27 protein-coding genes and 1 tRNA gene are annotated in these 25954 nt (G+C 60.8%); 26 read left to right on the top strand and 2 right to left on the bottom strand.

Annotated features, from left to right (window positions below):
* The first annotated feature begins 2 nt into the window (after positions 1-2).
* The 8 genes from ilvN to FJQ89_RS10605 all read left to right on the top strand — a co-directional run bounded on the left by ilvN (position 3) and on the right by FJQ89_RS10605 (position 7945).
* Positions 3-494 carry an acetolactate synthase small subunit gene (ilvN, locus tag FJQ89_RS10640; RefSeq protein ID WP_010399754.1) on the top strand — a complete coding sequence of 164 codons (492 nt, stop codon included), beginning with the start codon at positions 3-5 and terminating at the stop codon, positions 492-494.
* A 75-nt stretch (positions 495-569) separates the two neighbouring features.
* Positions 570-1586 (top strand): ketol-acid reductoisomerase, encoded by a 1017-nt coding sequence (ilvC, locus tag FJQ89_RS10635; RefSeq protein WP_096236700.1) that lies wholly within the window; start codon positions 570-572, stop codon positions 1584-1586.
* A 121-nt stretch (positions 1587-1707) separates the two neighbouring features.
* Positions 1708-2118, top strand: coding sequence for a hypothetical protein (locus tag FJQ89_RS10630; RefSeq protein WP_141170160.1), 411 nt, complete (start codon positions 1708-1710; stop codon positions 2116-2118).
* Positions 2119-2301: 183 nt separating this feature from the next.
* A complete protein-coding gene (locus tag FJQ89_RS10625; RefSeq protein ID WP_141170159.1) occupies positions 2302-3528 on the top strand; it encodes an MFS transporter in 1227 nt (408 codons plus the stop codon).
* Positions 3529-3733: 205 nt separating this feature from the next.
* Positions 3734-4489, top strand: a complete 756-nt coding sequence (locus FJQ89_RS10620; protein WP_141170158.1) for an SIMPL domain-containing protein — start codon at positions 3734-3736, stop codon at positions 4487-4489.
* Between the two features lie 99 nt (positions 4490-4588).
* A complete protein-coding gene (locus FJQ89_RS10615; protein ID WP_141170157.1) occupies positions 4589-5344 on the top strand; it encodes an SIMPL domain-containing protein in 756 nt (251 codons plus the stop codon).
* Positions 5345-5500: 156 nt separating this feature from the next.
* On the top strand, positions 5501-6352 hold the full coding sequence (pssA, locus tag FJQ89_RS10610; protein ID WP_141170156.1) for a CDP-diacylglycerol--serine O-phosphatidyltransferase: 852 nt from the start codon (positions 5501-5503) through the stop codon (positions 6350-6352).
* Positions 6353-6400: 48 nt separating this feature from the next.
* Positions 6401-7945, top strand: a complete 1545-nt coding sequence (locus FJQ89_RS10605; RefSeq protein ID WP_141170155.1) for a 2-isopropylmalate synthase — start codon at positions 6401-6403, stop codon at positions 7943-7945.
* A gap of 33 nt (positions 7946-7978) precedes the next feature.
* Here the strand turns inward: FJQ89_RS10605 and FJQ89_RS10600 are convergent, their stop codons facing one another.
* Together FJQ89_RS10600 and bamE are read right to left on the bottom strand one after the other, a co-directional pair.
* The gene (locus FJQ89_RS10600; RefSeq protein ID WP_141170154.1) at positions 7979-10027 is read right to left on the bottom strand and encodes an Ig-like domain-containing domain; all 2049 of its coding nucleotides are present in this window, start codon (positions 10025-10027) and stop codon (positions 7979-7981) included.
* Positions 10028-10164: 137 nt separating this feature from the next.
* Positions 10165-10662, bottom strand: a complete 498-nt coding sequence (gene bamE, locus FJQ89_RS10595; protein ID WP_141170153.1) for an outer membrane protein assembly factor BamE domain-containing protein — start codon at positions 10660-10662, stop codon at positions 10165-10167.
* A 185-nt stretch (positions 10663-10847) separates the two neighbouring features.
* On the opposite strand from bamE, the gene rpsO reads away from it, so the two are divergent.
* The 18 genes from rpsO to nuoF all read left to right on the top strand — a co-directional run bounded on the left by rpsO (position 10848) and on the right by nuoF (position 25934).
* Positions 10848-11117, top strand: a complete 270-nt coding sequence (gene rpsO / locus FJQ89_RS10590; protein WP_071076969.1) for a 30S ribosomal protein S15 — start codon at positions 10848-10850, stop codon at positions 11115-11117.
* A gap of 221 nt (positions 11118-11338) precedes the next feature.
* Entirely contained in the window at positions 11339-13456 is a 2118-nt protein-coding gene (gene pnp / locus FJQ89_RS10585; protein WP_071076349.1) for a polyribonucleotide nucleotidyltransferase, read from the top strand.
* Between the two features lie 215 nt (positions 13457-13671).
* Positions 13672-14367: a hypothetical protein gene (locus FJQ89_RS10580; protein WP_141170152.1), complete on the top strand. Its 696-nt coding sequence runs from the start codon at positions 13672-13674 to the stop codon at positions 14365-14367.
* Between the two features lie 6 nt (positions 14368-14373).
* Positions 14374-14673, top strand: coding sequence for a hypothetical protein (locus tag FJQ89_RS10575; RefSeq protein ID WP_141170151.1), 300 nt, complete (start codon positions 14374-14376; stop codon positions 14671-14673).
* A gap of 143 nt (positions 14674-14816) precedes the next feature.
* Positions 14817-16763, top strand: a complete 1947-nt coding sequence (locus FJQ89_RS10570) for a methyl-accepting chemotaxis protein (protein ID WP_168208438.1) — start codon at positions 14817-14819, stop codon at positions 16761-16763.
* Positions 16764-16925: 162 nt separating this feature from the next.
* On the top strand, positions 16926-17135 hold the full coding sequence (locus FJQ89_RS10565) for a hypothetical protein (RefSeq protein WP_141170150.1): 210 nt from the start codon (positions 16926-16928) through the stop codon (positions 17133-17135).
* 108 nt (positions 17136-17243) lie between these two features.
* Positions 17244-18005, top strand: a complete 762-nt coding sequence (locus FJQ89_RS10560; protein WP_141170149.1) for a GIN domain-containing protein — start codon at positions 17244-17246, stop codon at positions 18003-18005.
* A 62-nt stretch (positions 18006-18067) separates the two neighbouring features.
* On the top strand, positions 18068-18676 hold the full coding sequence (locus FJQ89_RS10555; RefSeq protein WP_141170148.1) for a tetratricopeptide repeat protein: 609 nt from the start codon (positions 18068-18070) through the stop codon (positions 18674-18676).
* 71 nt (positions 18677-18747) lie between these two features.
* Entirely contained in the window at positions 18748-19728 is a 981-nt protein-coding gene (locus FJQ89_RS10550; RefSeq protein ID WP_141170147.1) for an NAD(P)H-quinone oxidoreductase, read from the top strand.
* Positions 19729-19800: 72 nt separating this feature from the next.
* Entirely contained in the window at positions 19801-20550 is a 750-nt protein-coding gene (gene tpiA / locus FJQ89_RS10545; RefSeq protein ID WP_141170146.1) for a triose-phosphate isomerase, read from the top strand.
* 28 nt (positions 20551-20578) lie between these two features.
* Positions 20579-20983 carry a preprotein translocase subunit SecG gene (gene secG, locus FJQ89_RS10540; protein WP_034749996.1) on the top strand — a complete coding sequence of 135 codons (405 nt, stop codon included), beginning with the start codon at positions 20579-20581 and terminating at the stop codon, positions 20981-20983.
* A 201-nt stretch (positions 20984-21184) separates the two neighbouring features.
* Positions 21185-21269, top strand: a tRNA-Leu gene (locus tag FJQ89_RS10535).
* A 177-nt stretch (positions 21270-21446) separates the two neighbouring features.
* Positions 21447-21806: an NADH-quinone oxidoreductase subunit A gene (locus FJQ89_RS10530; protein ID WP_071076971.1), complete on the top strand. Its 360-nt coding sequence runs from the start codon at positions 21447-21449 to the stop codon at positions 21804-21806.
* A 3-nt stretch (positions 21807-21809) separates the two neighbouring features.
* Positions 21810-22286 carry a NuoB/complex I 20 kDa subunit family protein gene (locus FJQ89_RS10525; RefSeq protein ID WP_010399733.1) on the top strand — a complete coding sequence of 159 codons (477 nt, stop codon included), beginning with the start codon at positions 21810-21812 and terminating at the stop codon, positions 22284-22286.
* A 17-nt stretch (positions 22287-22303) separates the two neighbouring features.
* On the top strand, positions 22304-22897 hold the full coding sequence (locus tag FJQ89_RS10520; RefSeq protein ID WP_101482092.1) for an NADH-quinone oxidoreductase subunit C: 594 nt from the start codon (positions 22304-22306) through the stop codon (positions 22895-22897).
* On the top strand, positions 22897-24150 hold the full coding sequence (locus tag FJQ89_RS10515) for an NADH-quinone oxidoreductase subunit D (protein ID WP_141170145.1): 1254 nt from the start codon (positions 22897-22899) through the stop codon (positions 24148-24150). Before FJQ89_RS10520 ends, FJQ89_RS10515 begins: the two co-directional genes overlap by 1 nt.
* A 12-nt stretch (positions 24151-24162) precedes the next feature.
* Positions 24163-24642 carry an NADH-quinone oxidoreductase subunit NuoE gene (gene nuoE / locus FJQ89_RS10510; RefSeq protein WP_071076360.1) on the top strand — a complete coding sequence of 160 codons (480 nt, stop codon included), beginning with the start codon at positions 24163-24165 and terminating at the stop codon, positions 24640-24642.
* Positions 24639-25934: an NADH-quinone oxidoreductase subunit NuoF gene (gene nuoF, locus FJQ89_RS10505; protein ID WP_141170144.1), complete on the top strand. Its 1296-nt coding sequence runs from the start codon at positions 24639-24641 to the stop codon at positions 25932-25934. The genes nuoE and nuoF overlap by 4 nt, the downstream gene beginning before the upstream one ends.
* Positions 25935-25954: the final 20 nt, after the last annotated feature.

Raw genomic sequence — 25954 nt, 5'->3', positions numbered from 1 at the left:
TCATGCGCCATATTATTTCTGTCTTGCTGGAAAACGAAGCGGGTGCCCTGTCGCGCGTGGTGGGCCTGTTCTCGGCACGCGGCTACAACATCGAAACCTTGACGGTGGCGCCGACGGAAGACTCGACCCTGTCGCGCATGACCATCGTCACCAGCGGCTCGGACGACATCATCGAGCAGATCACCAAGCACCTGAATCGTCTGATTGAAGTGGTGAAGGTGGTGGACCTGACCGAAGGCCAGCATATCGAACGCGAGTTGATGCTGATCAAGGTTCGTGCCGTGGGCAAGGAGCGCGAGGAAATGAAGCGCACCGCCGACATCTTCCGTGGCCGCATCATCGATGTCACCGAAAAGACGTACACGATCGAACTGACCGGCAACAAGGTCAAGCTCGACGCGTTCATCGATTCGATCGACCGCGCCGCCATCCTGGAAACCGTCCGTACGGGTGGTTCCGGCATCGGCCGCGGCGAACGCATCCTCAAAGTATAAAAGCACACAGCAGCTCTACGCGGCCCACGGGCCGCATTTAAAACAACAACGCATCATCAAATTATAGGAAATACCATGAAAGTTTTTTACGACAAAGACGCTGACCTCTCCTTGATCAAAGGCAAAAACGTTGCCATCATCGGCTACGGTTCGCAAGGCCACGCGCACGCACAAAACCTGAACGATTCGGGCGTCAACGTCACCGTCGGCCTGCGCAAGGGCGGCGCTTCGTGGACCAAGGTCGAGCAAGCTGGCCTGAAAGTAGCGGAAGTCAACGACGCCGTGAAAGCGGCCGACGTCATCATGATCTTGCTGCCAGATGAAAACATCGCCCAGGTCTACAACGAAAACATCGCCCCGTTCGCCAAGCAAGGCGCCGTACTGGCCTTCGCCCACGGCTTCAACGTGCATTACGGCCAAGTCGTGCCACGCGCCGATCTGGACGTGATCATGGTCGCGCCGAAAGCCCCGGGCCACACCGTGCGCGCCACCTACACCCAGGGTGGCGGCGTGCCCCACCTGATCGCCGTGTACCAGGACAAATCGGGCATCGCCCGCGATATCGCCCTGTCGTACGCCTCGGCCAACGGCGGCGGCCGTGCCGGCATCATCGAAACGAATTTCCGTGAAGAAACCGAAACGGACTTGTTCGGCGAACAGGCCGTGCTGTGCGGCGGCGCCGTGGAACTGATCAAGGCCGGTTTCGAAACCCTGACGGAAGCCGGTTACGCGCCTGAAATGGCGTATTTCGAGTGCTTGCACGAACTGAAACTGATCGTCGACCTGATCTATGAAGGCGGCATCGCCAACATGAACTACTCGATCTCGAACAACGCCGAATACGGCGAATACGTGACCGGTCCTAAGGTTGTGACCTCGGCCACCAAGGATGCGATGCGTCAATGCCTGAAAGACATTCAAACGGGCGAATACGCGAAGAGCTTCATCCTGGAAAACAAGGCAGGCGCACCGACCCTGATCTCGCGCCGCCGTTTGACGTCCGAGCACCCGATCGAAGAAGTGGGTGCCAAACTGCGCGCCATGATGCCTTGGATCGCCAAGAACAAGATGGTTGACCAGTCGAAGAACTAAGCAGCAGTCGTTCCACGAAGAAGCCGGCGCAAGCCGGCTTTTTTTATTACAATCAGGCCCATTCAACGATACCGTGAGCACCATGCTTATTTTTTCTAAAGTTTTTGTCGGGAATCTTCATGTGGTCAAGCGCCCCGTCTTGGTTGCCATCAGCTGCTGGTTTCTGGTCCTCGGCTCGGTCTCAGCGCTGGTGTCGTCCTACCTCGGCCGCAACGATCCCGCCATGCTGGCCGGAATGGGGCACGGCGTGATTCCCGCCGAGGTGCAATACGCGATTTTTCTCTTCAGCCAGGGCATTACCCTGGTGGCTGCGCTGGCCATGCTGCAAAGGCAGCGTGGCGCGCGCACCGTGTATCTGGTGTGGGGCGTGATCGACATTGCGTTCTGCCTGGCGACCTTGCCGCTCAAGATGCACGTCTTGCCTGGCGCGCTGACGTTCGCCGTCATCTGCGCCTTGCTGTACAGTCCGAAATCGAATGCCTGGTTTTCGCCACGCAAGGCGGCCAATGATGCCTGCATGACGCCAGCTTGAGCACGGTTGTTTGAGCACGCACGTTTTTTGCCCGTCTCCTATATAATCCCGCCCTTCCTTTGCAGTTTCCTATGGACTGCATCTGTTTCGGTATCTGCCGACCGCAACGCGCATCACCGCTTTTGTCGCACGCCAGGCGCTAATTGATCAGCCGCTTGCGCAAGTAGAAGGACCCCCCCCCCCATGACTGACCGTATCACCGCCACGGCGCCCTCGCAGGCTGCTGTTGACTCTTCCATTCCCATCCTGGCCTTGCTGGCCCTGGCCATGACGGCGTTTCTTGCCCTCCTGTCGGAAACCTTGCCGGCCGGCTTGCTGCCGCAGATCGCCCAGGGCCTCGGCATTTCCGAAGTCATGACGGGCCAGCTGGTGACCGTGTACGCCATCGGCTCGATCCTGACGGCGATTCCCCTGACGGCACTCACCAGCACCTGGCGCCGGCGCAATGTCTTGTTGCTGGCCATCATTGGCTTCCTGATCTTCAATACGGCGACGGCCCTCGCGCCCAACTATATGGTCGCCCTGGTCGCGCGCTTCGTGACGGGCATGGCCGCCGGGCTGGCCTGGGGCTTGATGGCAGGCTATGCGCGCCGCATGGTGCGTCCCGAGCAGCAGGGCAGGGCGATGGCCATTGCCATGATCGGCACGCCGCTCGCCTTGTCGCTGGGCGTGCCGCTGGGTACCCTGATGGGCGGCGTGCTGGGCTGGCGCAGCATCTTTGGCATCATGTCCGGCCTGGCCGTGGTGCTGGTCGCGTGGGTATTGCTGGTCGTGCCCGATTATCCTGGGCAAAAGCGTGGCGAACGCCTGTCGATCCGCCAGGTGTTCGTGACGCCGGGCGTGCGGCCGATTCTGTTTGTGATCGTCGCCTGGATGCTGGCGCATAACATTCTGTATACCTATATCGCGCCGTTCCTGGCGCCGTCCGGCTTGCGCCCCCGCGTCGACCTGGTGCTGCTCGTGTATGGCGTGGGTTCGCTGGCCGGTATCTGGCTGGTCAGCCAGCTCATCGACCGCTGGCTGCGCCCGCTCGTGCTGGGCTGCATCGCCGCCTTTGCCCTCGTGGTGGTGGTGCTGGGGCTGGCAATGGACTCCCCCATCGTCATCTATGTCAGCATGGCCATCTGGGGCATCACCTTCGGCGGCGCCGGCACCTTGCTGCAGACGGCGTCGGCGGACGCGGCCGGTGACGGCATGGACGTGGCGCAGGCGATGGTGGCGACCATCTGGAATGTGGCCATCGCGGGCGGCGGCCTGGCGGGCGGCATGCTGCTCGACGGCTATGGCGCGGCATCGTTCCCGTGGGCCATGCTGGCCTTGCTGCTGGTGGCGCTGGCGATCGCCTGGCGCGCGCACCGCCACAGTTTCAAGCCGGGCCGGCGCAGCGGTGGCGCGGTCGTAGGTCACTAATAACATTGTTATTTATGATAACAGTGTATTTAAATGTGAGCAGATGTGACTGGCGGACGCATTTTGTGACGATTTGTTAATTTGCGCCACAGGAATGAACGAGGCGTTAGAATCTACACAGTTTGACAAGTTTCTCAGGCGAAAGGGTGGCAAAAGCGCCCCTTTCGCGGGCTGTCAGCCACATTAACTAGCTAGGAGTACCCCCATGACCGTGATGAAATCCGTCCTTGTTGCCGCCGCAGCCACCGTTGCCCTGAGCGCACAAGCGCAAACCTTGCCAACTTCCGGCACCCTGGTGGTCGTCCCCGCATTTGGCGAAGTCAAGCATGTCAATGACCAGGTGGTCGCTACCCTGGCCATCGAAGAACAGGACAAGGACAAGGCTGCCGCCGCGTCGAGAGTCAACCAGAAGATGAACAAGGGTATCGCCATCGTCAAGCAGGCCGATCCGTCGGCAGCGCTGAAATCGTACGGCTACTACACTTATCCCGTGTATCCGGAAGAGCGCCCATTGCCCGCCGGCGCCGTGGCCAAGCCACGTTTGCCAACGGCCTGGCGCGTCGGCCAGTACCTGGAAGTGACGACGGCCAACCTGGCGTCCTTGCCAAAAACCGTGTCGGCGGCGCAAGGCGTGCTGACCCTGAATGGCCTGAATTTCGGCCTGAAGCCGGAAACCATCCGCCTGCTGGACGACCAGCGCATTGCCGCCACGTACAAGAACCTGAACGAACGCGTGGCCGCCATCGCCAAGGCCATGGGCCGCAATGTGTCCGATGCCGTGCTCGATACGGTGGACTTCGAAGGTTCGGGCAACTACGCCAACGAAAGCCGTCCTGCCGCCGCGCCGATGATGATGCGCAGCGCCAAGATGGCCGAAGACAGCACCGTCGCCGAACCGAGCTTCGAGCCGGGCGAAACCACGCTCGACATGCGTGTCGTCGGCAAGGTCAAGTTCAAGTAAGCGCCAGCGTGGAATTATTTCCGCGATAGACTGTTTTGAAGATCATGGGGCTGTTGGCCCCATGCTCGTTTTTTCCCTATTATTTTCCTGGAGAACACCATGACCGTCATGAAATCGCTGCTGGCTGCGGCCGTCGCTACCGTTGCCCTGAGTGCACACGCCCAGACCTTGCCCACTTCCGGCACCCTCGTGGTGGTGCCCGCGAATGGCGAAGTGGTGCATGCGAACGACCAGGTGACCGTCACCCTGGCCGTCGAGGAGCAGGACAAGGACAAGGCAGCCGCCGCCTCGCGCGTGAACCAGAAGATGAACCAGGGCGCAGCCATCGTCAAGAAAGCCGACCCGCAAGCCGTGCTGAAGACCCAGGGCTACTACACGTACGCCGTGTACCCGGAAACGGCACCCCTGCCGCCAGGCGTCGCCGCCAAGCCACGCGTACCGACGGGCTGGAGAGTGGGCCAGTACTTGCAGGTGACGACGACGAATCTGGCCGCCTTGCCGAAGACAGTTTCCGCAGCGCAAGGCGTGCTGACCCTGAACCATCTGAACTTCGGCCTGGCGCCCGCCACCATCCGCAAGCTCGACGACCAGCGCATCGCCGCCGCCTACAAGAACCTCAATGAACGCGTGGCCGCCATTGCCGGCGCCATGGGCCGCAATGTCAATGACGCCGTGATCGACACCATCGATTTCGAGGGTTCGGGCAACTATGCGCAGCGCGTCAGCGTGACGGGGGCGCGCAACATGAGTGCCGACTCCATGGGTTTTGGCGGCAACCAGGTGGCCGAACCGAGCTTTGAAGCGGGCGAAACGACGCTGAACATGGGCCTGGTGGCGAAGATCCGCTTCAAATAAAGCTTGAATCGGCGTCAATATTGCCAGCTTGACGCCGCCGCGCTTTTCTTTGGCGGTGGCTCCTCTATAATGGCAAGATTGGCAGGTGCATGCCGCAAGATGAATGCGCCTGCCGTCTGGCACCGAATCCCCGCAGTACACAAGATATGGAACAACATGGCAAACTTCCCCCGTCGTAGAGGCAAGAACGGCACTCCCGCAGCATCCAAAGCGTCCCGCTTCAGCAAATTCGTGCGCCAGCCGGTGAGCGATGGCACTGGCAAGAAAACCTTGCGCCGCCGCGGCATCTACCTGTTGCCGAATGCCTTCACGACGGCAGCCCTGTTTTGCGGCTTCTACGCCATCGTCATGGCCATGAACCAGAAATTCGAACATGCGGCCTGGGCCATCTTCATCGCCATGATCCTCGACGGCCTCGATGGCCGCATCGCGCGCCTGACGAATACGCAGAGCGAATTCGGCGCCCAGTACGACAGCCTGTCCGACATGGTGTCGTTCGGCGCCGCCCCGGCGCTGGTGATCTATGAATGGTCGCTGCGCGGCATGGGCAAGCTGGGCTGGCTGGCCGCCTTCGTGTATTGCGCCGGTGCCGCCTTGCGCCTGGCCCGCTTCAACACGAATATCGCCGTGGTCGACAAGCGCTTCTTCCAGGGCTTGCCCAGCCCGGCAGCGGCGGCCATGGTGGCCGGCTTCATCCTGCTGATGAACGACCTGGAATTTGCCGGCAACCAGCTGGCCTGGGTATCTTGGACCATCGCCCTGTTCGCCGGCCTGACCATGGTCACGAACGTGCCGTTCTACAGTTTTAAAGATGTGAATTTCCGCAAGTCCGTGCCCTTCATCGTGGTATTCCTGCTGGCATTGTTCTTCGCGCTCATTTCCATCGACCCGCCGAAAGTGCTGTTCCCGATTTTCGTCGCCTATGGCCTGTCCGGCTACGCCGTGTTTTTCTGGCGCATGGCGAAGGGCAAGCCCGTCAGCATCATCCAGACCGACCCCGAGCATTAATGCGCTGAGTCGGTAGTGTCGCCAGTCTTCAGCCAGCCAGGAGCAGCCATGAACACCAGTAACCGACTCATCATTTTTGACACCACCTTGCGCGATGGCGAGCAATCGCCGGGCGCCTCCATGACGCGCGAGGAAAAGCTGCGCATCGCCAAGCAGCTTGAACGCATGAAGGTCGATGTGATCGAAGCGGGCTTCGCCGCCGCCTCGCAGGGCGACTTCGAGTCGATACGGGCGATTGCCGGCGCCGTGCGCGAGTCCACCATCTGCTCGCTGTCGCGCGCCAACGACCGCGACATCGCGCGCGCCGCCGAAGCGCTGGCGCCTGCCGAGCGCAAGCGCATCCACACTTTCATCGCCACCTCGCCCCTGCACATGCAGATGAAGCTGCGCATGACGCCTGAGCAAGTGCTTACGCAGGCGCAGAACGCCGTGCGCTACGCGCGCCAGTTCACGGACGATATCGAATTCAGCCCCGAAGATGGCAGCCGCTCGGACGAAGATTTTCTGTGCCGCGTGCTGGAAGCGGTGATCGCCGAGGGCGCCACCACCATCAATTTCCCCGATACGGTCGGTTATGCCGTGCCCGAGATCTTCGGCAATACCATCAAGCGCTTGCGCGAACGCATCCCGAACTCGGATAAGGCCATCTGGTCCGTGCATTGTCATAACGACCTGGGCCTGGCCGTGGCCAATTCGCTGGCCGGCGTCATGATAGGCGGCGCGCGGCAGATCGAGTGTACCGTCAATGGCCTCGGCGAGCGGGCCGGCAACACGGCGCTGGAAGAAGTGGTGATGGCGCTGCGCACGCGCGCTGCCTATTACAATTTGACGGTCGGCATCGACACGACGCAAATCGTGGCGGCCTCGAAAATGGTGTCGCAAATTACGGGCTTTGCCGTGCAGCCGAACAAGGCGGTGGTGGGTGCGAATGCCTTCGCGCACGCGTCCGGCATCCACCAGGACGGTATTTTAAAGGCGCGCGAGACGTATGAAATCATGCGCGCCGAAGACGTGGGCTGGACCGCCAACAAGATCGTCCTCGGTAAATTGTCGGGCCGCAATGCCTTCAAGCAGCGGTTGCACGAACTGGGCATCGCGCTGGAATCGGAGGCGGAAGTCAACGCCGCCTTCCTGCGCTTCAAGGAGCTGGCGGACCGCAAGTCCGAGATTTTCGACGAAGACATCATGGCCCTCGTCAGCGAGGAACAGCAGGCGCAGGAGAGTGAGCACTACCGTTTTATTTCCCTGACACAGCAATCGACGACGGGCGCCGTGCCCCACGCGCGCGTGGAGTTTCTTGTCGGCGGCGTGCAGCGCAGCTGCGAAGGGCAGGGCGACGGTCCTGTCGATGCCACCGTCAACGCCATCGAAAGCGCGGCCGCCAGCGGCGCGGAGCTGGTCTTGTTCTCCGTCAACGCCATCAGCACGGGCACACAATCGCAGGGCGAAGTCACCATGCGATTGTCGCGCGATGGGCGCATCGTCAACGGCGTGGGCGCGGACCCCGATATCATCGTCGCGTCGGCCAAGGCATATTTGTCGGCGCTCAACAAATTGCACGCCAAGGATGAGCGGATCGACCCGCAGCCGTAAACGCGCCGCGCCCGCAGCTGCCCGTACGCAGGCTTACTTGCGCAAAGGCATGTCGCTGCGGTAACGGATCGATGCCTGTGTGACGATGCCGTTGCAGTTGTCGTCATAGTCAATGGCGGCGCGCGCCAGCTTGCCATCGCCATCGAGTGCGAAATCGAGCATGCGGACCGTGCCTGTATTGACGCCGAAGCAACCTACCTTGGCCGTACCCTGTGCGCCGCTGGTGTTGCCGGCGCCATAGGTGAACGTCAGCCCTGATTGCCAGGTGACACCCGGTATGGCGATCTGGAAGACGTTGATGCGCGCAGGGGACAGCAACTGCAAGGTGTTTGTGCTTGCCACGTAGAGCGTGTTCGGGGTGAACTCGGTGCGTGCCGTGCTGTCGACTTCAAGCTCGCCGTTGCCGGTGCGTGAACTGTAGACCAGGGCCTGGGAAAGGTCGCTCAGCACGTCTATGCTGATCTGCCGGGTATCCTTTTCGCCTGCGGCGTTCGTTGCGTCGAGCGCTATCACCGCGAGGCCCCTTGATGGTGCCGCGCTGGAGAGCGTGACGCGGGCGGCGTTGGGATTGTCCATCGTCAGGCTTGGCCCCGACACTTGCCGCCAGCGCGTGCCGCTGACGGGGCCGCCGTTGGCCGACGAGGCACTTGCGTCCAGCGTCAGCGTCCCCGCAGGGCCCAGCAGCAAGGGCGCCATGCCGCCAGTACTGATGGCGGCGCTAATACTTTGGGCGACATTCACATTGACCCTTGGGGTGGGCAAGGTATTACCGGCCGTATCGCGCACGGGTGCATATGTCTTCGCGTTGAGGCGCACGTCGTAGATGGCGCCTGCCTTGAGCTGGCTCGATGGCGTGACGGTAACAATGGCGCCGTTGTAGCTGATTCTGGCTTCGATGTTGCCAGCGTCCGCGCCTTGCCCTTGAAAGAGGGCGTGGGTAACTGACGTGGTGTCAAGCGGCCGGGAATAAGCCCACGACAAGCTCCCGCTTGGTGCCATATTGTTGACATCTGGCGGCACTAGCAGCTTGAAATCGGTAGCCAGGACGGGTTTGATTTCGTAATAGTCCAGGTTGGGCTTATTGCCGGGAAGCCAGTTGCCGCTGCTCCAGAGAAGTCCCACATCCAGGCTATCTTGCGCGCGGATCACGGTGTCGCCAAGCAATGATTCAAACAGGTTGCGGTTGCTCGCATTGACGCGCAGGCTGGCCTTGCTGTTGCTTGCGCCGCTCAGCACCAGTTCACCCGCATCGGCATAGCTGTCAAACCAGGAGCTCAGCGGGGTGCGCGTAGAAACATCGAGGCTGCCTCCCAGAAGGTTGCTTGCCAGGTGGAGGCGGATGCTGGTGGAAGCGCGCGCGGTATCGAGCCGCAACTCATGCTGCACGTCGAGCCCCGTGATGGTGTCGTTCTTGGTGGCGCTGGCATCGGAAAATGCCATGATGAATGGCTGCGTGTCGGAGTAAACATGCAGCAGTCGGGAGATGACACCACTGGTGTAGTCGAAGCGCACGCTGCCCAATATGCCCTGGCGTGGCGTTTCCGTGCGATCGCCGAAACCTGGCATGAAGCTGATGATGCCGGCCAGTTGTTGCTGTGCCAGCGGCGCCGTGAAAACGATGTTCATGGTGCCGTCGAGCACGCCGTCGAGTTCCTTTGCGCGACAGTTTACATACGTCACGCTTAGCTTGTCGCCAGCGCTGACACGGCCGTTGCCATCTGCATCAATGAAGGCGGCAGTCTGGCTACCGCCGTTGCCGCAGGTCTTGGGGATGGTGGCGCTGGTACTGACGCGTGCCGACCAGTCAATCACCATTTGCGCCACGGCCAGTGGCGTGGCGCCGTAGGCCAGTACGAGTGTGGGGGCCGCGTCGGCATTAATTGCGTTCAGCAATAGCGCTGTATCGGCACTGTTTGCCGGTGGTGTCACGGGCGGTGTCACGGGCGGCGTGACGGAGGAGCTATTGCTGCCGCCACCGCCACCGCCGCATGCGCTCAGCAAGGAGGCTAATAAGAGGGTTGCGGTGATGGCAGGGCAGGAAAAACGACTGGTTTGATGGACTTTCTGTGGGTCTTGGCGCATCTGCTTCCTTGTTGGCTGTGGGCGATTGGCCAGACATGTTAGTCTGGCCATTTTTTTCGCCCGACTTTACACGCCAATGCTACGCAAAAACTCACACATTGTCACAATTCGCAGGAGTGCGGTTGTTCGTCCGCTGGCTACCAGAAAAAGCGTCGCTCTTCCTTGGCCGGATCGGGGCCGTTCATCATCATGCGCACGATGCCGTCGTGGTCGAAGTGCACGTGCATCATGGAATCCCACACGCCCGATTCCTTGTAGCGGTAAGACCAGACGTGCAGTTTCGGCAGCGCCAGATACGATGTTTCCGTCGGGCGGCCCAGGGTGTGCAGCACGTCTTGCTGGGTCGACACGCCTACCTTGATGCGGGCAAAGCCTGGCGTGTCGAGCACTTGCTCGTAGGAAATGAGCTTGTCGTCGGGGCCGAAGCGCGCCATGTACGTGTACTGGCCGTACGGCCCCGTGGCGTATTCCAGTTCCGGGCCCGTGGGCAATGAGTAGATGGCCGTGGGACGGCCCAGGCGTGCTTCCACGGCGGCGCGCGGCTCGCCCGGCTGCGGCGGCGGGACGTTCCAGCTGGCGCAGCCGGCCAGCGTGGCCAGCAGCACAGGTGTTGCCAATTGGAGCAGTTTTTTCATGGTTATCCTCCTGAAATGCGGGAAAATCCTATCATGCGCCGAGAAAAGAGCGTACGGCAGGATACAGACGGGCTTTTTTCCGATATACTTGCGCGTCTGGTTAGAAGCATAGGCCAGTATTTTAATAATCGTAGTTCACGGTGGATAGGGTTCAGACTCTGTGCACCGCATGTGAAAGGTTTATCATGACAGTAGAAAACATCAACAAAGCCGCTATTATCGCGGACAACGCACGTGGTCAAAACGACACCGGCTCCCCTGAAGTGCAAGTTGCACTGCTGACAGCTCGCATCAACGAACTGAACGGCCACTTCAAAGCCCACTCGAAAGATCACCACTCCCGCCGCGGCCTGATCATGATGGTCAACCGTCGTAAGAGCCTGTTGTCGTACCTGAAGTCGAAAGACGCTACCCGTTATCGCGACCTGATCGCTAAACTTGGTCTGCGCAAGTAATTTTTGCCGTACAAGGTTTATACAGAAATGCCTGCGCCAGTTCGCTGACGCGGGCATTTTGTCATTTGAATTCCGGTTTTATGTCTGTAAGTGCAGTATTCTCTTACCGATATCATGCTTTAAAAGTAAAGTAGTAAAGGCGGCAACGGTTTTTCCACCGCCTGTGGTGAGGTGAACGACAGCCCCTGAAAATCTGTCGGCAATTAGAAAAGGGATACCCCATGTTTAACAAAGTTACGAAAACCTTCCAGTACGGTCAACACCAAGTGACCCTGGAAACCGGCGAAATCGCACGTCAGGCATCCGGCGCAGTGCTGGTGTCGATCGAAGATACCGTCGTGCTGGCAACGGTAGTGGCACGCAAAGATGCCAAACCAGGCCAGGATTTCTTCCCTTTGACGGTTGATTATGTTGAAAAAACCTATGCTGCCGGCAAAATCCCGGGCGGTTTTTTCAAGCGCGAAGGCCGTCCTTCCGAAAAAGAAACACTGACATCCCGTTTGATCGACCGTCCTATCCGTCCGCTGTTCCCGGAAGGCTACCTGAATGAAGTGCAAGTCATCATTCACGTGTTGTCGGTTAACCCTGAAATCGATCCGGACATCGCCGCCATGATCGGCGCCTCGGCTGCCCTGTGCGTCTCGGGCGTGCCTTTCAGCGGCCCGATCGGCGCCGCGCGCGTCGGTTACGCGAATGGCCAGTACATCCTGAACCCGACCGTCCAGCAACTGAAAACGTCGGAAATGGACCTGGTGGTCGCCGGTACCGAAACGGCCGTGCTGATGGTCGAATCGGAAGCGAAACAGCTGTCCGAAGAAATCATGCTGGGCGCCGTGGTCTTCGGCCACGACCAGATGAAAGTCGTCATCGACGCGATTCACGACCTGGTGCGTGACGGCGGCAAGCCGGAAGTGGAATGGGCGCCTGCGCCGAAAAACGAAGCACTGATCGCCCGCGTCGCGCATTTCGCCAACGCCAAGATCAATGACGCGTATCAAACCAAGGACAAGCAAGAGCGTACGGCCAAGCTGAAAGCGGCGACGTCGGAAGTGATCGCCGACCTGTCGGCTGAAGCCGCCGCCAACGGTGGCGCGTCCATCGACAGCGCCGAAGTGAACAACATCCTGTTCGACATCGAGGCGAAAATCGTGCGTACGCAAATCCTGGACGGCGAGCCACGCATCGACGGCCGCGACACGCGCACCGTGCGTCCGATCTCGATCCGCACCAGCGTGCTGCCACGCACCCACGGTTCGGCCCTGTTCACGCGCGGCGAAACGCAAGCGCTGGTCGTCGCTACCCTGGGCACCGCCCGCGACAGCCAGAAGATCGATGCGCTGATGGGCGAGTTCACCGATTCGTTCATGCTGCATTACAACATGCCTCCGTTCGCCACCGGTGAAACGGGCCGTGTCGGTACGCCAAAACGCCGCGAAATCGGTCACGGCCGCCTGGCCAAGCGCGCGCTGATCGCCGCCCTGCCAGCAGCTGAAGAGTTCAGCTACTCGGTGCGTCTGGTATCGGAAATCACGGAATCGAACGGTTCTTCGTCGATGGCATCGGTGTGCGGCGGCTGCCTGGCACTGATGGACGCCGGCGTGCCGATGAAAGAACACGTGGCCGGTATCGCCATGGGCCTGATCAAGGAAGGCGGCAAGTTTGCCGTGCTGTCCGACATCCTGGGCGACGAAGATCACCTGGGCGACATGGACTTCAAGGTAGCCGGTACCCGCAACGGTATCACGGCGCTGCAGATGGACATCAAGATCATGGGCATCACCAAGGAAATCATGCAAGTGGCACTGGCGCAAGCCAAGGAAGGCCGCGAGCACATCCTGGGCGAAATGCAAAAAGCCATGCCGCACGTCAAAACCGAATTGTCCGATTTCGCACCGCGTCTGATCACCATCAAGATCAACCCGGAAAAAATCCGTGACGTGATCGGCAAGGGCGGCGCCGTGATTCGCGCGCTGACCGAAGAGACGGGCACCCAGATCGACATCAGCGACGAAGGCGTGGTCACCATCGCTTCCGTCGACGCCGCTGCCGGCCAGGAAGCCAAGCGCCGCATCGAAGAACTGACCGCTTCCGTCGAAGTGGGCAAGACCTACGAAGGCACCGTGCTGAAACTGCTGGACTTCGGCGCCATCGTGCAAGTCATGCCAGGCAAGGACGGCTTGCTGCACATCAGCCAGATCGCCAACGAGCGCGTCAACGCCGTGGCCGACTACCTGAAAGAAGGCCAGTTGGTACGCGTCAAAGTGCTGGAAACGGACGACCGTGGTCGTCTGAAACTGTCGATGAAAGCTGCTGAAGGCAACGAAGCGCCAGCCGCTTAAAGTTGTCTAAGTTCGACTGACTGCGGCCTGGTCCGCATGCTCAACAACCGCCAGCGCGCAAGCCCTGGCGGTTTTTTTTTGCGCCGCGTTTGTGCTGCATCAAGGTAGATGCCGCTTTGCGAATCGGCCTTGATCCAGCTCGCATTGGCCAGTTGTACGCCTTGTAGATTCGGGAGGGGATCTTCCCCTGAACGAGTCTTCCAAGGAGATGCAGCATGCGCACATTCTGCGGGCTGGCCGCCGCCTTTCTGCTTGCCGCCGCGCCCGGCGTCCGGGCCCAGCTGGACAACGCGCCCATGCCGGTGCCGCTGCCCATCCCCATTGCCGCCGCGTCCACGGCCATGCCGGTGCAAGATCTCGACGCCTTGCGCGCCGTGCATGCACGCGAAATCAATGACCTCAGCACTTTCAAGACGGCGGGCTTGCAGCGCGAAGCGATCGACTCCTATCTCGATAGCGGACCAGGACAGCAGTTCCTGCGCGAACTGCGCGCCGCCGACCCGGCCGCCCCGGCCGAGACGATTTATGCGCGCGCGGTCGAGCAGCTCGCTTCCGGCAGCACCTTGCCGGACCTGCAGCCCATGTCGGCCGCGCTGGTGAAGATCGTGCCGCATGGCCAGAATGTGTCGCCCTATTCGCCGTATTTCACCACCAGCGCGCAATTGCAGCTGGCATCTAGCCAGTGCGCCAGCCTGGCCGACTGCTTCGGCTTGCCCTTGAAGAGCGAGGCGCCGCTGTATGATGTGTACCAGATCATGCCCAAAAGCACGGTGAACGTCTTCGTCAGCCAGGTGGCGCCCACGCAAGAGCTGGGCGGGCTGGTGCGGCGCCGTGGCGGGGCGCAACAGTATTTATTGCCAAATCGCAACTTGTGGTCGGCGCCCGTGCTGATCGGCACGATCAGGAACTGAGGAGAGATGATGGACCAGCAGCGCTTGCAAGCCCTTGCCGCAGAACTGGAACAGTTGCTGGCGCGCCTGGCGCCCGCCGATGGAGAGGTGGCCGACTTGCGCAGCGCGGTCGAGCCGCTGCTGGCCCTGGCGGGCAGCGGTGCCTTGAGCGCGCCCCTGCCATGGGGCGATATCCCCGGCGGGCGTTATTTTACGGAAGGCGGCTTGCGCCAGTACCCCGGGCTGGAACAGGCATTTGCCCGCTTCCGCATCGAAGCGACGGGCGGCGAATCGCCCGCCTTGCGCAAGCTGCGGGGCGACATATAGTTAATGTATCGTTAATGTGAAATTAATATAAGGTATCAATTGTTGTTTCTGGGTAATTGATAGTCGGTATTGCTTGACGACAAAATCTTATTCCCTGACCATGGCGCATCCCTCCCGATTTTCCCTTTTTTATTGGATGCACCATGTTGTCCTCCCTTAAGGCACGGCTGATCGCCATCGCCGTTTCCATCGTCGTGCTGGCCATGCTGGCTGTGGCCATCGCCAATTTCTTCACCACGCGCTCCAGCACCCTGGCCGCGCTCGACACGCAGATGCTGCAGTTGTCGCACAGCCATGCGGCGGCCATCGCCGAATGGCTGCGTTCCAAGCAGGCTGTCGTCGCTTCGCTCAAGCAGGGCGCCACGGCGGCCGATCCGCTGCCGGCCCTGAAGGCGGCCGAGCAGGCGGGCACGTTCGACATGGCGTATATCGGCTTTGCCGACAAGCACGCCGTCTTTTCGCAGGAGCGCCAGCGCGCCGCCGACTACGATCCCACGGCGCGGCCCTGGTACAAGCTGGCCTCTGAATCGGGCGGCCCCGTCATCACGGCGCCGTATATCGGTGCCAGCACGGGCAAGCTGGTGGTGACGTTTGCCGAGCCGCTGGGCGGCAAGGGCAGCGTGACGGGCGTGCTGGCGGCCGACGTGATGATGGATGCCGTGGTGCAAAACGTCGCTTCGATCAAGCCGACGCCGTCCAGCTACGGCTTTCTTGTCGATGGCGGCGGCAAGATCATCGCCCATCCTGACGGCAAGCTGACCCTGAAGCCGCTGGCCGAGCTCGATCCGGGCCTGAGCGCGCAGGCGCTGGCCGATATTGAAAAGAGCGGCGACGGCGCCGCCATTCGCCTCGGCGAGCGTAACGGCATCTTGCATGTGAGTAAAGTGCCGGGCAGCGACTGGCTGCTGGCGACCGTGCTCGACCGCGCCGAAGCGACGCAAGCCCTGAGCTCCATGCTGCGCGCCTCGGCCCTGACGGCCTTGCTGGTGCTGGCCCTGGCCGCCACGGTATTGAGCGTGCTGGTGGCGCGCGCCCTGCGCCGCCTGGGCCTGGTGCGCGATGCGATGGAAGCGATCGCCACGGGCGACGGCGACCTGACCAGCCGCCTCGACGCGCAAGGAGCGGACGAACTGGCGCAGATCGCCAAGGCCTTCAATTTGTTCGTGGAAAAGATCGCCACCGTGCTGGTACAGATCCGCAGCATCAGCACCCTGGTGCGCAGCGAGTCGGCCGATATTGCCGCCGGCAACGCCGATCTGTCCTCGCGCACGGAAGCGCAGGCGGGCGCTCTGGAAGAAACGGCCAGTTCGATGGATGAACTGACCTCGACCGTCAAGCAGAATGCGGAAAACGCGCATGCGGCCAACGAACTGGCCATGTCCGCCTCGGAAGTGGCGGCCAAGGGCGGCCGCGTGGTGCAGCAAGTGGTGGGCACCATGGCCGGCATCCAGGAAAGTTCGCGCAAGATCGTCGACATCATCGGCGTCATCGACGGCATCGCTTTCCAGACGAATATCCTGGCCCTGAACGCGGCCGTCGAGGCGGCGCGCGCGGGCGAGCAGGGCAGGGGCTTTGCCGTGGTGGCGTCCGAAGTGCGCAACCTGGCGCAACGCTCTGCTGGCGCGGCGAAGGAAATCAAGGAATTGATCGGCGACTCGGTGGAGAAGGTCGATGCGGGCGGGCGCCTCGTCAATGAAGCGGGCCTGACCATGGATCAGGTGGTGGCCTCGGTGCAGCAATTGACGACCATCATGAGCGAGATCACCGTGGCCAGCCGCGAACAGAGTGCCGGCATCGGCGAGATCAATACGGCCGTCACGCACATGGATACCATGACGCAGCAAAATGCGGCCCTCGTCGAGCAAGCGGCCGCTGCCGCGGAAAGCCTGCAGGAGCAGGCGGTGGACCTGGCGCAGGCCGTCGGCATGTTCCGCCTCGGCGATGCCGACCCTGCCACAGTACCCGCGCCCGTGACGCGCCTCAAGGCGAAGCCGGCCGCATCGGTGCCACGTGCGCCGGCCCGCGCGCTGTCGGCGGCCAAGCCCGTCAAGGCAGCCAAGTCCGGCGCCGACGAGTGGGAAGAGTTTTAAGCGCGCAGCAGTAGCGACGCTTGTTCGGCACGTTTATCCGCGTTTTTGTCAGGCCAGCCTGCCAAAAGCGCAGTTCGTCGCAATCGGCGTGTCTGCCGGGGGCGGTATGGCTATAGTGACACCATACCGCAAGCCCACCGCCAGACACCCGAGGAGATTCACATGAACGTCGCTAAAAACATGGAAGTCATTGCCGTTGCCGCCGCTATCCTGCTCAGCGCCAGCTGCTACGCCATCGCCCCGGCCGCTCCGGCCCTGCAAGTGGCCAGTTCCACGGCCACCGTGGCCGCGCCAGCGAACAAGGCTGCCATGCACGTGGTGGTGGTCAAGGCCAAGCGCCTGAGTACCGCCGAAAAAGCCCGTTTTGCATAATCATTGCCAGTCATTTTCCGCGCTGCTAGAGTGCAAGGCGCGATGCAATGTCGGTCGCCCAACGCGGGCGCCGCAATACATAAAAACAAGATACCGAGGATGCACTACATGAAGAAGATACTGCAACTGGCGCTGCTGTTCCTGGCGACTTTTGGCCTGGTGCGCTGCGTGGCCGCCGAGACCCGCTTGCTGGAAATGCGCAACGTCGACGCCCGCGTGGTACGCGTCAAGCTCGACGGCGTGATGGAAGTGCGCATTCGCCAGGGCAACGTGGCGTCCTTGAGCATCACGGCCGACAAGCGCTACATCGCCGACGTCAGCACGGCGCAAAGCGGCGATACCCTGCACATCGAGACGGAAGTGCGCGGCTTCAAGCTCGGCCCTTCGTCGATCCGCGCCGACCTGGTTCTGCCGAATTTGCGCGAAGTCAGTTCGGAAGGCTTTGGCAGCACGGATATCACGGGTTTCAAGGGTGAGGAACTGACCCTGTCGCTGGAAGGGGCGGGCAGCATCAAGCTGGTGGGCGACTACCGCAAGCTCAATGCCAGCCTGGGCGGCGTGGGCAGCATGCAGCTCTGGATCGGCAACAATGAGCGGGCCGAGCTGGACTTGCAGGGCGCCGGCTCGGTGGTGCTGGGCGGACGCGGGCGCACGCTGAAAGCGAGCCTGGGCGGCCTGGGCAGCCTGAATGCGCAGCAATTCGAAGCGGATGCCGTGAACCTGGAATTGAGCGGCCTCGGCAATGCCACGGTGAATGCCCATACGAATGCCAAGCTGAACCTGAGCGGACTCGGTTCGGTGGTGGTGTACGGCAAGCCGGCCAACCGCGATGTCAGCGTCGAGGGCCTGGGCAAAGTTAGCTGGAAGTAAAAGCATCCTGCCGCATGCTTTCGGCAGGACAAGAATAAGTAGTCAGACCACATCCCATTCCGATGAAAAAACTGATCATTACATTACTCATGCTGTTGACGATACAGCTACCCGCGCGGGCTGGCTTCGCCGAAGGCGCCAGCGCCTACAACAACAAGAATTACACGCTGGCTTACAAGGAAATATTGCCTCTTGCCAAGACCGGTAACGCCGATGCCCAGCATTTGCTGGGCTTGATGTATTACATGGGACGGGGCTTGCCGCAGGATTACAAGCAAGCCATGTTCTGGCACCGCAAGGCGGCCGAGCAGGGCAAGGCCGATGCCCAGTACGTGGTGGGCGCCATGTATTACACGGGCAACGCCGTACTGCAGGACCACAAGCAGGCCGTGGGCTGGTTCCGCAAGGCGGCCGAGCAGAACCATGCGGAGGCGCAGCAGGTGCTGGGCCTGATGTACCGCTACCACATGGGTGGCGTGCCACAGGATAACGTCATCGCCTACATGCTGTGGAACCTGGCGGCGGCGAATGGCAACGCGAATGCGGCCGACCAGCGCGCCGCCGTGGTGCGCAAGATGACGCATGAGCAAGTTGAGGAAGGCCAGGCCCTGTCGGCGAAATGGAAGCCCGGCACGCCGCTGCCGCGCCAGTCGAAGACGGGCGCCGGCTAAGAAGAAGGGGCGGTCTGCAGGGGAGAGCGGCTTGGCGTACAATCGCCGTTTTCCCTTGAAAGAGTCCCGCCATGCGTGCAGTTGCCATCAGCCAGCCAGGTCCCGCCGACGTTTTGCAGATCGCGGAGCGTCCCATGCCGCAATATAAGGCGGGCGAACTGCTGATCAAGGTGCACGCGGCCGGCATCAACCGCCCTGACGTGCTGCAGCGCCTGGGCAAGTATGCGCCGCCGGCCGGCGCGTCCGACTTGCCGGGGTTGGAAGTGGCGGGCGAAGTCGTCGATGGCGACTTTAGCAATACTGAATTCAAAAAAGGCGACCTGGTCTGCGCGCTGGTGCAGGGCGGCGGCTATGCCGAATACTGCGCCGCGCCCGCCGGCCAGTGCCTGCCCCTGCCCAAAGGCTTGACGGCGCTGGAAGGCGCCTCTTTGCCGGAAAACTTCTTTACCGTGTGGAGTAATGTGTTCGACCGCTGCGCGCTGGCCGACGGTGAAACCTTATTGGTGCAGGGCGGCACGTCCGGCATTGGCGTGGCGGCCATTCAATTGGCCGCTGCGCTTGGCCATCGCGTCTTCGCCACGGCCGGCAGCGACGAGAAGGCGCGCGCCTGCGAGGCACTGGGCGCCGAACGGGGTATCAATTACCGCACGGAAGATTTCGTTGCCGTCGTCAAGGAATTGACTGATGGCAAAGGCGTCGACGTCATCCTCGACATGGTGGGTGGCGACTATCTGCCGCGCGAGATCGATTGCCTGGCCGACGACGGCCGCATCGGCCTGATCGCCGTGCAAGGCGGCAGCAAGGCCACCTTGGACCTGGGGCAGGTGCTGCGCCGCCGCCTGAGCGTCAGCGGCTCGACCCTGCGCCCGCGCCCGGTCGCTTTCAAGGCCGCCATTGCGCAGCATTTGCGCACCACCGTCTGGCCGCTGATCGAGGCGGGCAAGATCAAGCCCGTGATCTATCAGACTTTCCCGTTGGAAAAAGCCAACGAGGCGCATGCCTTGATGGAAGCGAGCACGCACGTGGGCAAGATCATGTTGCAAGTTGCCTGAAACGGGGTGCTGCCTGTTTGACCGGCATCGGTGCCGGGGTTAGAATGACGGGTTATTAAAATTTAGGCTACTATGCGTCGCAAACTCGTCGTCGGAAATTGGAAAATGAACGGCAGTCGCACCTCGAACGCGGTGTTATTGTCTGAAATAGTGGCTGGCCTGGCTGCCTCTGGCGCCGCCAGCGCCGTCTGTGTGCCCGCGCCATATCTGGCGCAGTGCCAGGCGCAATTGGCAGGCTCGCCTCTCGGCTGGGGTGCGCAAGATGTTTCCGCGCACGCCAGCGGTGCCTACACGGGAGAAATCTCGGCTGCCATGCTGCAGGATTTTGGCTGCTGCTATGTGGTGATCGGGCATTCCGAGCGCCGCGCCTACCATGGCGAGAGCGATGCACAGGTGGCGGCCAAGACGGTTGCCGCGCTGGCGGCGGGCATTACGCCTATCGTCTGCATCGGCGAGACGCTGGCGCAGCGCGAAGCGGGCCAGACCGACGCGGTCGCGGCGCAGCAGCTGGGTGCCGTGCTGGCGGCGATTTCCGCCGACGACGTGGCGAAACTGGTGCTGGCCTATGAGCCGGTCTGGGCCATTGGCACGGGCAAGACAGCCACGCCGCAAATGGCGCAGGACGTGCATCAGGTATTGCGCGGCCAGCTGGCGGCAAAGAATGCGGTAGCGGCCGCCGGCGTGCAAATCCTGTACGGCGGCAGCATGAAACCGGAGAACGCAAAAGAATTGATGGCGATGCCGGATATCGATGGCGGTCTGATCGGTGGGGCGGCATTGAAGGCGGCGGATTTCCTGGCGATTATTCACGCCGCTGATTGAATTAATTTAAACTAAGAATGGAATTGCAATGAACATGATGTTCAATCTGGTAGTGGTGGTACAGGTTATTTCGGCATTGTCGATTATCGCGCTGGTGTTGCTGCAGCACGGCAAAGGCGCCGACATGGGTGCCGCGTTTGGTTCGGGCGCCTCGGGCAGCCTGTTTGGTGCGACGGGTTCGTCGAACTTCATGTCGAAATCGACGGGCGTTGCCGCTGCGATCTTCTTCGGCGCCACCCTGGCCCTGTCGCTGATGGCCAATCAGCGCGCCACCACGGTGGGCGGCGGCGTGATGGATAAAGTCGTCAAGCCAGTGCCTGTCACCGGCGCGGGCGCGATCCCGACGACGGTACCTGCGGCAGCGCCAGCGGCCAGCGCTCCAGCGGCGGCAGCCCCTGTTGCCAGCACCCCGGCAGGCGCGATTCCGAAGTAATTCAGTGTCACCGAGCAGTATCTCGATACCTCATCGAGAGTAATTCTCATTACGGGCAGATTATTGCTCAATGTTTTGGCAGCGCAGCAGGAAAAAATCGTGGTGCGCTGGAAGATGTAAAAATTTATCGTTTTTATCTGTGTTTTGATGCATTTGTGCATTAACTTTAGCGGCAAAGCAGAGTAGAATACGGGCCTTACCGCCGACGTGGTGAAATTGGTAGACACGCTATCTTGAGGGGGTAGTGGCGCAAGCTGTACGAGTTCGAGTCTCGTCGTCGGCACCAGAAATCAGAAGCCAGCAACGGCGCACGAGCCATGGCTCGTACAAAGTTGCTGGCTTTTTTTACGAGGATGTGTCGTTCGATCCTGGTCTTAGCTTTGATTGGGGTCGTGCGTTAGATACGCTGCAAATGATCGCAGCGTCCTCATTTAACCGATCGTTCAATATAAGCTTATCAATCGTGAACCTCGAAAATTACTTCCCCGTCCTGCTGTTCATTATTATCGGCCTTGGTGTCGGTATCGCTCCCCAGCTCCTGGGGCGCCTGTTAGGCCCTCACAAGCCTGACGCAGCAAAACTCTCCCCGTACGAATGTGGCTTTGAAGCATTCGAAGACGCGCGCATGAAATTTGATGTGCGCTACTATCTGGTCGCAATCCTGTTTATTTTGTTCGATCTGGAAACGGCATTCTTTTTCCCATGGGGCGTTGCAATGCGCGACCTGGGCTGGGCCGGTTTCGTCACGATGATGGTGTTCATCGCTGAATTCGTGGTCGGATTTTGGTACATTTGGAAGAAAGGTGCCCTTGACTGGGAATAAGCCATGGCTATTGAAGGCGTATTAAGCGAAGGTTTCATCACCACCTCGGCCGACAAGCTGATCAACTGGGCGCGCACCGGGTCTATGTTCCCGATGACGTTCGGTCTGGCCTGCTGTGCGGTCGAAATGATGCATGTGGGCGCAGCCCGCTACGATATGGACCGTTTCGGCGTCGTGTTTCGTCCGTCGCCGCGTCAGTCCGACGTCATGATCGTTGCCGGCACCCTGTGCAACAAGATGGCGCCGGCCTTGCGCAAGGTCTACGACCAGATGGCAGAGCCACGCTGGGTCATCTCGATGGGTTCCTGCGCCAATGGCGGCGGGTACTACCATTACTCCTATTCGGTGGTGCGCGGTTGCGACCGCATCGTGCCCGTCGACGTGTATGTGCCTGGCTGTCCTCCGACCGCTGAAGCCTTGCTGTACGGCATCATGCAGTTGCAGAACAAGATCAAGCGTACCAGCACGATCGCACGCTAACCGGGCCGCTTCAGATTATGACAACACATTTAGAAGTATTGCAAAACGCCCTCGGCACTGCCCTGGGCGATCGCGTTAGTACCACGGTTGCACTGGGCGAAGTCACCCTGGTCGTCAAGGCCGAGGACTACCTGGCCGTGATGCAGACCTTGCGCGACGATCCGACCCTGCATTTCGAGCAATTGCTCGACCTGTGCGGCGTCGACTACTCGACCTATGGCGACGGTAGCTGGGATGGCCTGCGTTTCGCGGCCGTCTCGCACTTGCTGTCGGTCAAGCACAACTGGCGCGTGCGCGTGCGCGTGTTCGCGCCCGATGACGACATGCCGCTGCTGCCGTCCGTGGTGAATATCTGGCGTGCCGTCAACTGGTACGAGCGCGAAGCGTTCGATCTGCTGGGCATTCTCTTCGAAGGCCACAACGACTTGCGCCGCCTGCTGACCGACTACGGTTTCATCGGCCATCCGTTCCGCAAGGATTTCCCTGTCTCCGGCTATGTCGAGATGCGTTACGATCCGGAACAAAAGCGCGTGATTTACCAGCCCGTGACGATCGAGCCGCGGGAAAACGTGCCGCGCGTGATCCGCGAAGAACATTACGGGATGAAATAATGGCTGAGATTAAGAACTACACCCTGAACTTTGGCCCACAGCATCCGGCCGCGCACGGTGTGCTGCGCCTGGTGCTGGAGATGGATGGCGAAGTCATTCAGCGTGCCGACCCGCATATCGGCCTGTTGCACCGCGCCACCGAAAAGCTGGCCGAACAGAAGACCTATCTGCAATCCGTGCCGTACATGGACCGTCTCGACTATGTGTCGATGATGTGCAATGAGCATGCGTACGTGATGGCCATCGAAAAGATGCTGGGTCTGGAAGTGCCGCTGCGCGCGCAATATATCCGCGTCATGTTCGACGAGATGACGCGCATCCTGAATCACCTGATGTGGCTCGGCACCCACGCGCTCGACGTCGGCGCCATGGGCCCGTTCCTGTATTGCTTCCGCGACCGCGAAGACTTGTTCGACGCCTACGAGGCAGTCTCGGGCGCGCGCATGCATGCGGCCTACTACCGTCCGGGCGGCGTGTACCGCGACTTGCCGGATTCGATGCCGCAGCATAAGGCCTCGATCATCCGCAACGCCAAGGCGATTTCCAGGCTGAATGAAAACCGCCAGGGTTCCCTGCTGGACTTCATCGAAGACTTCGCGCGCCGTTTCCCTAATTCCGTGGACGAGTACGAAACGCTGCTGACCGATAACCGTATCTGGAAACAGCGTACCGTCGGCATCGGCGTGGTCTCGCCGGAAGATGCGCTGGCCATGGGCTTTACCGGCGCCATGCTGCGCGGCTCGGGCGTGCAGTGGGATTTGCGCAAGAAACAGCCGTACGAAGTGTACGACCTGATGGATTTCGACATTCCTATCGGCACCAACGGCGATTGCTACGACCGCTACCTGGTCCGCGTGGAAGAGCTGCGCCAGTCGAACCGCATCATCAAGCAATGCGTGGAGTGGCTGCGCAACAATGAAGGTCCTGTCATGACCAGCAACCGCAAGGTGGCGCCTCCGGGCCGCGTCGACATGAAGACCAACATGGAGTCCTTGATTCACCACTTCAAGCTGTTTACCGAAGGTTTCCACGTGCCGCCAGGCGAGGCCTACAGCGCCGTGGAACATCCGAAGGGCGAGTTTGGCGTGTACCTGGTGTCTGATGGCGCCAACAAGCCATACCGCATGAAACTGCGCGCGCCAGATTACGCTCACTTGCAGTCGCTCGACGAGATGGCGCGTGGGCACATGCTTGCCGACGCCGTGACCATCATCGGGACGCAAGATATCGTGTTCGGCAGTATTGACCGCTAAGAGGCAAAAAGTATGTTGTTATCAGAGCAATGCTATAAGAAAATTGACCGCGAGCTGGCCAAGTACCCGGCCGACCAGCGTCAGTCGGCCGTCATGGCCGCGCTGGCCCATGCCCAGGATGAACTGGGCTGGCTGGCGCCGGACACCATGAAGGAACTGGCCGATTACATCGGCATGCCGGCGATTGCCGTGCAGGAAGTGGCCACGTTCTACAATATGTACAACGTCAAGCCCGTGGGCAAGCACAAGATCACCGTGTGCACCAACCTGCCATGCGCCCTGTCGGGCGGCGTGCGCGCTGCAGAATACCTGAAGCAGAAACTCGGTATCGATTTCCGCGAAACCACCGCTGACGGCCAGTTCACCCTGGTTGAAGGCGAGTGCATGGGTGCTTGCGGCGATGCGCCGGTCTTGCTGGTCAGTAATAAAACCATGTGCAGCTGGATGTCGAACGAGAAAATCGACGCCATGCTGGAGGAACTCAAGAAATGACGTCACTCCACAACCGCCATATCGATCCATTGATCCTGAAGGATCTGGATGGCAAGAACTGGCATTTGCAAGATTATGTGAACCGCGGTGGCTATAGCGCCCTGCGGCGTATCCTGGAAGAGAAAATCACGCCGGAACAGATCATCGCCGACCTCAAGGCGTCGTCCTTGCGCGGCCGTGGCGGCGCGGGTTTCCCTACCGGCTTGAAGTGGAGCTTCATGCCGCGCCAGTTCCCGGGTCAGAAATACCTCGTCTGCAATACAGATGAAGGCGAACCGGGCACTTTCAAGGACCGCGACATCATTCGTTACAATCCCCATGCGCTGATCGAAGGCATGGCCATTGGCGCTTATGCGATGGGCATCACCGTCGGCTACAACTATATCCACGGCGAAATCTGGGCCGAGTACGCCCGTTTCGAAGAGGCGCTGGAAGAGGCGCGCGCCGCCGGTTTCCTCGGTGACAAGATCATGGGCAGCGAGTTCTCGTTCCAGTTGCATGCGCACCATGGTTATGGCGCCTACATCTGCGGCGAAGAAACGGCTTTGCTCGAATCGCTGGAAGGCAAGAAAGGCCAGCCACGCTTCAAGCCGCCTTTCCCTGCCTCGTTTGGCCTGTACGGCAAGCCGACGACGATCAACAACACGGAAACCTTCGCGGCCGTGCCATTCGTGCTGAACATCGGCCCAGAGAAATATCTGGCGATGGGCAAGCCGAACAATGGCGGTTCGAAGATCTTCTCGATCTCGGGCGACGTGGAAAAACCGGGCAACTACGAAGTGCCGCTCGGCACCCCGTTCGCCAAACTGCTGGAACTGGCAGGCGGCATGCGCGGTGGCAAAAAGATCAAGGCCGTGATCCCTGGCGGCTCGTCCGCGCCGGTGATCCGCGGCGACATCATGATGCAGACCGACCTGGACTATGACTCGATCGCGAAAGCCGGTTCGATGTTGGGTTCGGGCGCCGTCATCGTGATGGACGAAACACGCTGCATGGTGAAGGCGCTGGAGCGCCTGTCCTACTTCTACTTTGAAGAATCGTGCGGCCAGTGTACGCCTTGCCGTGAAGGCACAGGCTGGATGTACCGCATGGTGCACCGCATCGAGCAGGGGCAGGGTCGTCCAGACGACCTGGACATGCTCAACTCGATCGCCGACAACATCCAGGGCCGCACCATTTGCGCGCTGGGCGATGCGGCTGCCATGCCGGTACGGGCCTTCATTAAGAATTTCCGTGAAGAATTTGAATATCATATCGAGCACAAGCATTGCTTAGTGCCCGCATATATCTAAGCTGCGTCAGGTAACGATCA

The sequence above is a fragment of the Janthinobacterium tructae genome (assembly GCF_006517255.1).
In the GTDB taxonomy this organism is placed as follows: domain Bacteria; phylum Pseudomonadota; class Gammaproteobacteria; order Burkholderiales; family Burkholderiaceae_D; genus Janthinobacterium; species Janthinobacterium tructae.
The sequence above is the reverse complement of the archived record's forward strand: the minus strand, read 5'-3'. Positions and strand labels throughout refer to the sequence as shown.

Coding starts and splice junctions, on each gene's coding strand:
- FJQ89_RS10555 (WP_141170148.1), top strand. CDS start 18,068: ATGAAAAAACTGATCATTACATTACTCATGCTGTTGACGATACAGCTA.
- FJQ89_RS10625 (WP_141170159.1), top strand. CDS start 2,302: ATGACTGACCGTATCACCGCCACGGCGCCCTCGCAGGCTGCTGTTGAC.
- FJQ89_RS10550 (WP_141170147.1), top strand. CDS start 18,748: ATGCGTGCAGTTGCCATCAGCCAGCCAGGTCCCGCCGACGTTTTGCAG.
- FJQ89_RS10605 (WP_141170155.1), top strand. CDS start 6,401: ATGAACACCAGTAACCGACTCATCATTTTTGACACCACCTTGCGCGAT.
- FJQ89_RS10525 (WP_010399733.1), top strand. CDS start 21,810: ATGGCTATTGAAGGCGTATTAAGCGAAGGTTTCATCACCACCTCGGCC.
- rpsO (WP_071076969.1), top strand. CDS start 10,848: ATGACAGTAGAAAACATCAACAAAGCCGCTATTATCGCGGACAACGCA.
- FJQ89_RS10520 (WP_101482092.1), top strand. CDS start 22,304: ATGACAACACATTTAGAAGTATTGCAAAACGCCCTCGGCACTGCCCTG.
- FJQ89_RS10615 (WP_141170157.1), top strand. CDS start 4,589: ATGACCGTCATGAAATCGCTGCTGGCTGCGGCCGTCGCTACCGTTGCC.
- bamE (WP_141170153.1), bottom strand. CDS start 10,662: ATGAAAAAACTGCTCCAATTGGCAACACCTGTGCTGCTGGCCACGCTG.
- FJQ89_RS10600 (WP_141170154.1), bottom strand. CDS start 10,027: ATGCGCCAAGACCCACAGAAAGTCCATCAAACCAGTCGTTTTTCCTGC.
- secG (WP_034749996.1), top strand. CDS start 20,579: ATGAACATGATGTTCAATCTGGTAGTGGTGGTACAGGTTATTTCGGCA.
- FJQ89_RS10580 (WP_141170152.1), top strand. CDS start 13,672: ATGCGCACATTCTGCGGGCTGGCCGCCGCCTTTCTGCTTGCCGCCGCG.
- FJQ89_RS10565 (WP_141170150.1), top strand. CDS start 16,926: ATGAACGTCGCTAAAAACATGGAAGTCATTGCCGTTGCCGCCGCTATC.
- FJQ89_RS10560 (WP_141170149.1), top strand. CDS start 17,244: ATGAAGAAGATACTGCAACTGGCGCTGCTGTTCCTGGCGACTTTTGGC.
- ilvC (WP_096236700.1), top strand. CDS start 570: ATGAAAGTTTTTTACGACAAAGACGCTGACCTCTCCTTGATCAAAGGC.
- FJQ89_RS10515 (WP_141170145.1), top strand. CDS start 22,897: ATGGCTGAGATTAAGAACTACACCCTGAACTTTGGCCCACAGCATCCG.
- ilvN (WP_010399754.1), top strand. CDS start 3: ATGCGCCATATTATTTCTGTCTTGCTGGAAAACGAAGCGGGTGCCCTG.
- pssA (WP_141170156.1), top strand. CDS start 5,501: ATGGCAAACTTCCCCCGTCGTAGAGGCAAGAACGGCACTCCCGCAGCA.
- nuoE (WP_071076360.1), top strand. CDS start 24,163: ATGTTGTTATCAGAGCAATGCTATAAGAAAATTGACCGCGAGCTGGCC.
- FJQ89_RS10570 (WP_168208438.1), top strand. CDS start 14,817: ATGTTGTCCTCCCTTAAGGCACGGCTGATCGCCATCGCCGTTTCCATC.
- pnp (WP_071076349.1), top strand. CDS start 11,339: ATGTTTAACAAAGTTACGAAAACCTTCCAGTACGGTCAACACCAAGTG.
- tpiA (WP_141170146.1), top strand. CDS start 19,801: ATGCGTCGCAAACTCGTCGTCGGAAATTGGAAAATGAACGGCAGTCGC.
- FJQ89_RS10575 (WP_141170151.1), top strand. CDS start 14,374: ATGATGGACCAGCAGCGCTTGCAAGCCCTTGCCGCAGAACTGGAACAG.
- nuoF (WP_141170144.1), top strand. CDS start 24,639: ATGACGTCACTCCACAACCGCCATATCGATCCATTGATCCTGAAGGAT.
- FJQ89_RS10620 (WP_141170158.1), top strand. CDS start 3,734: ATGACCGTGATGAAATCCGTCCTTGTTGCCGCCGCAGCCACCGTTGCC.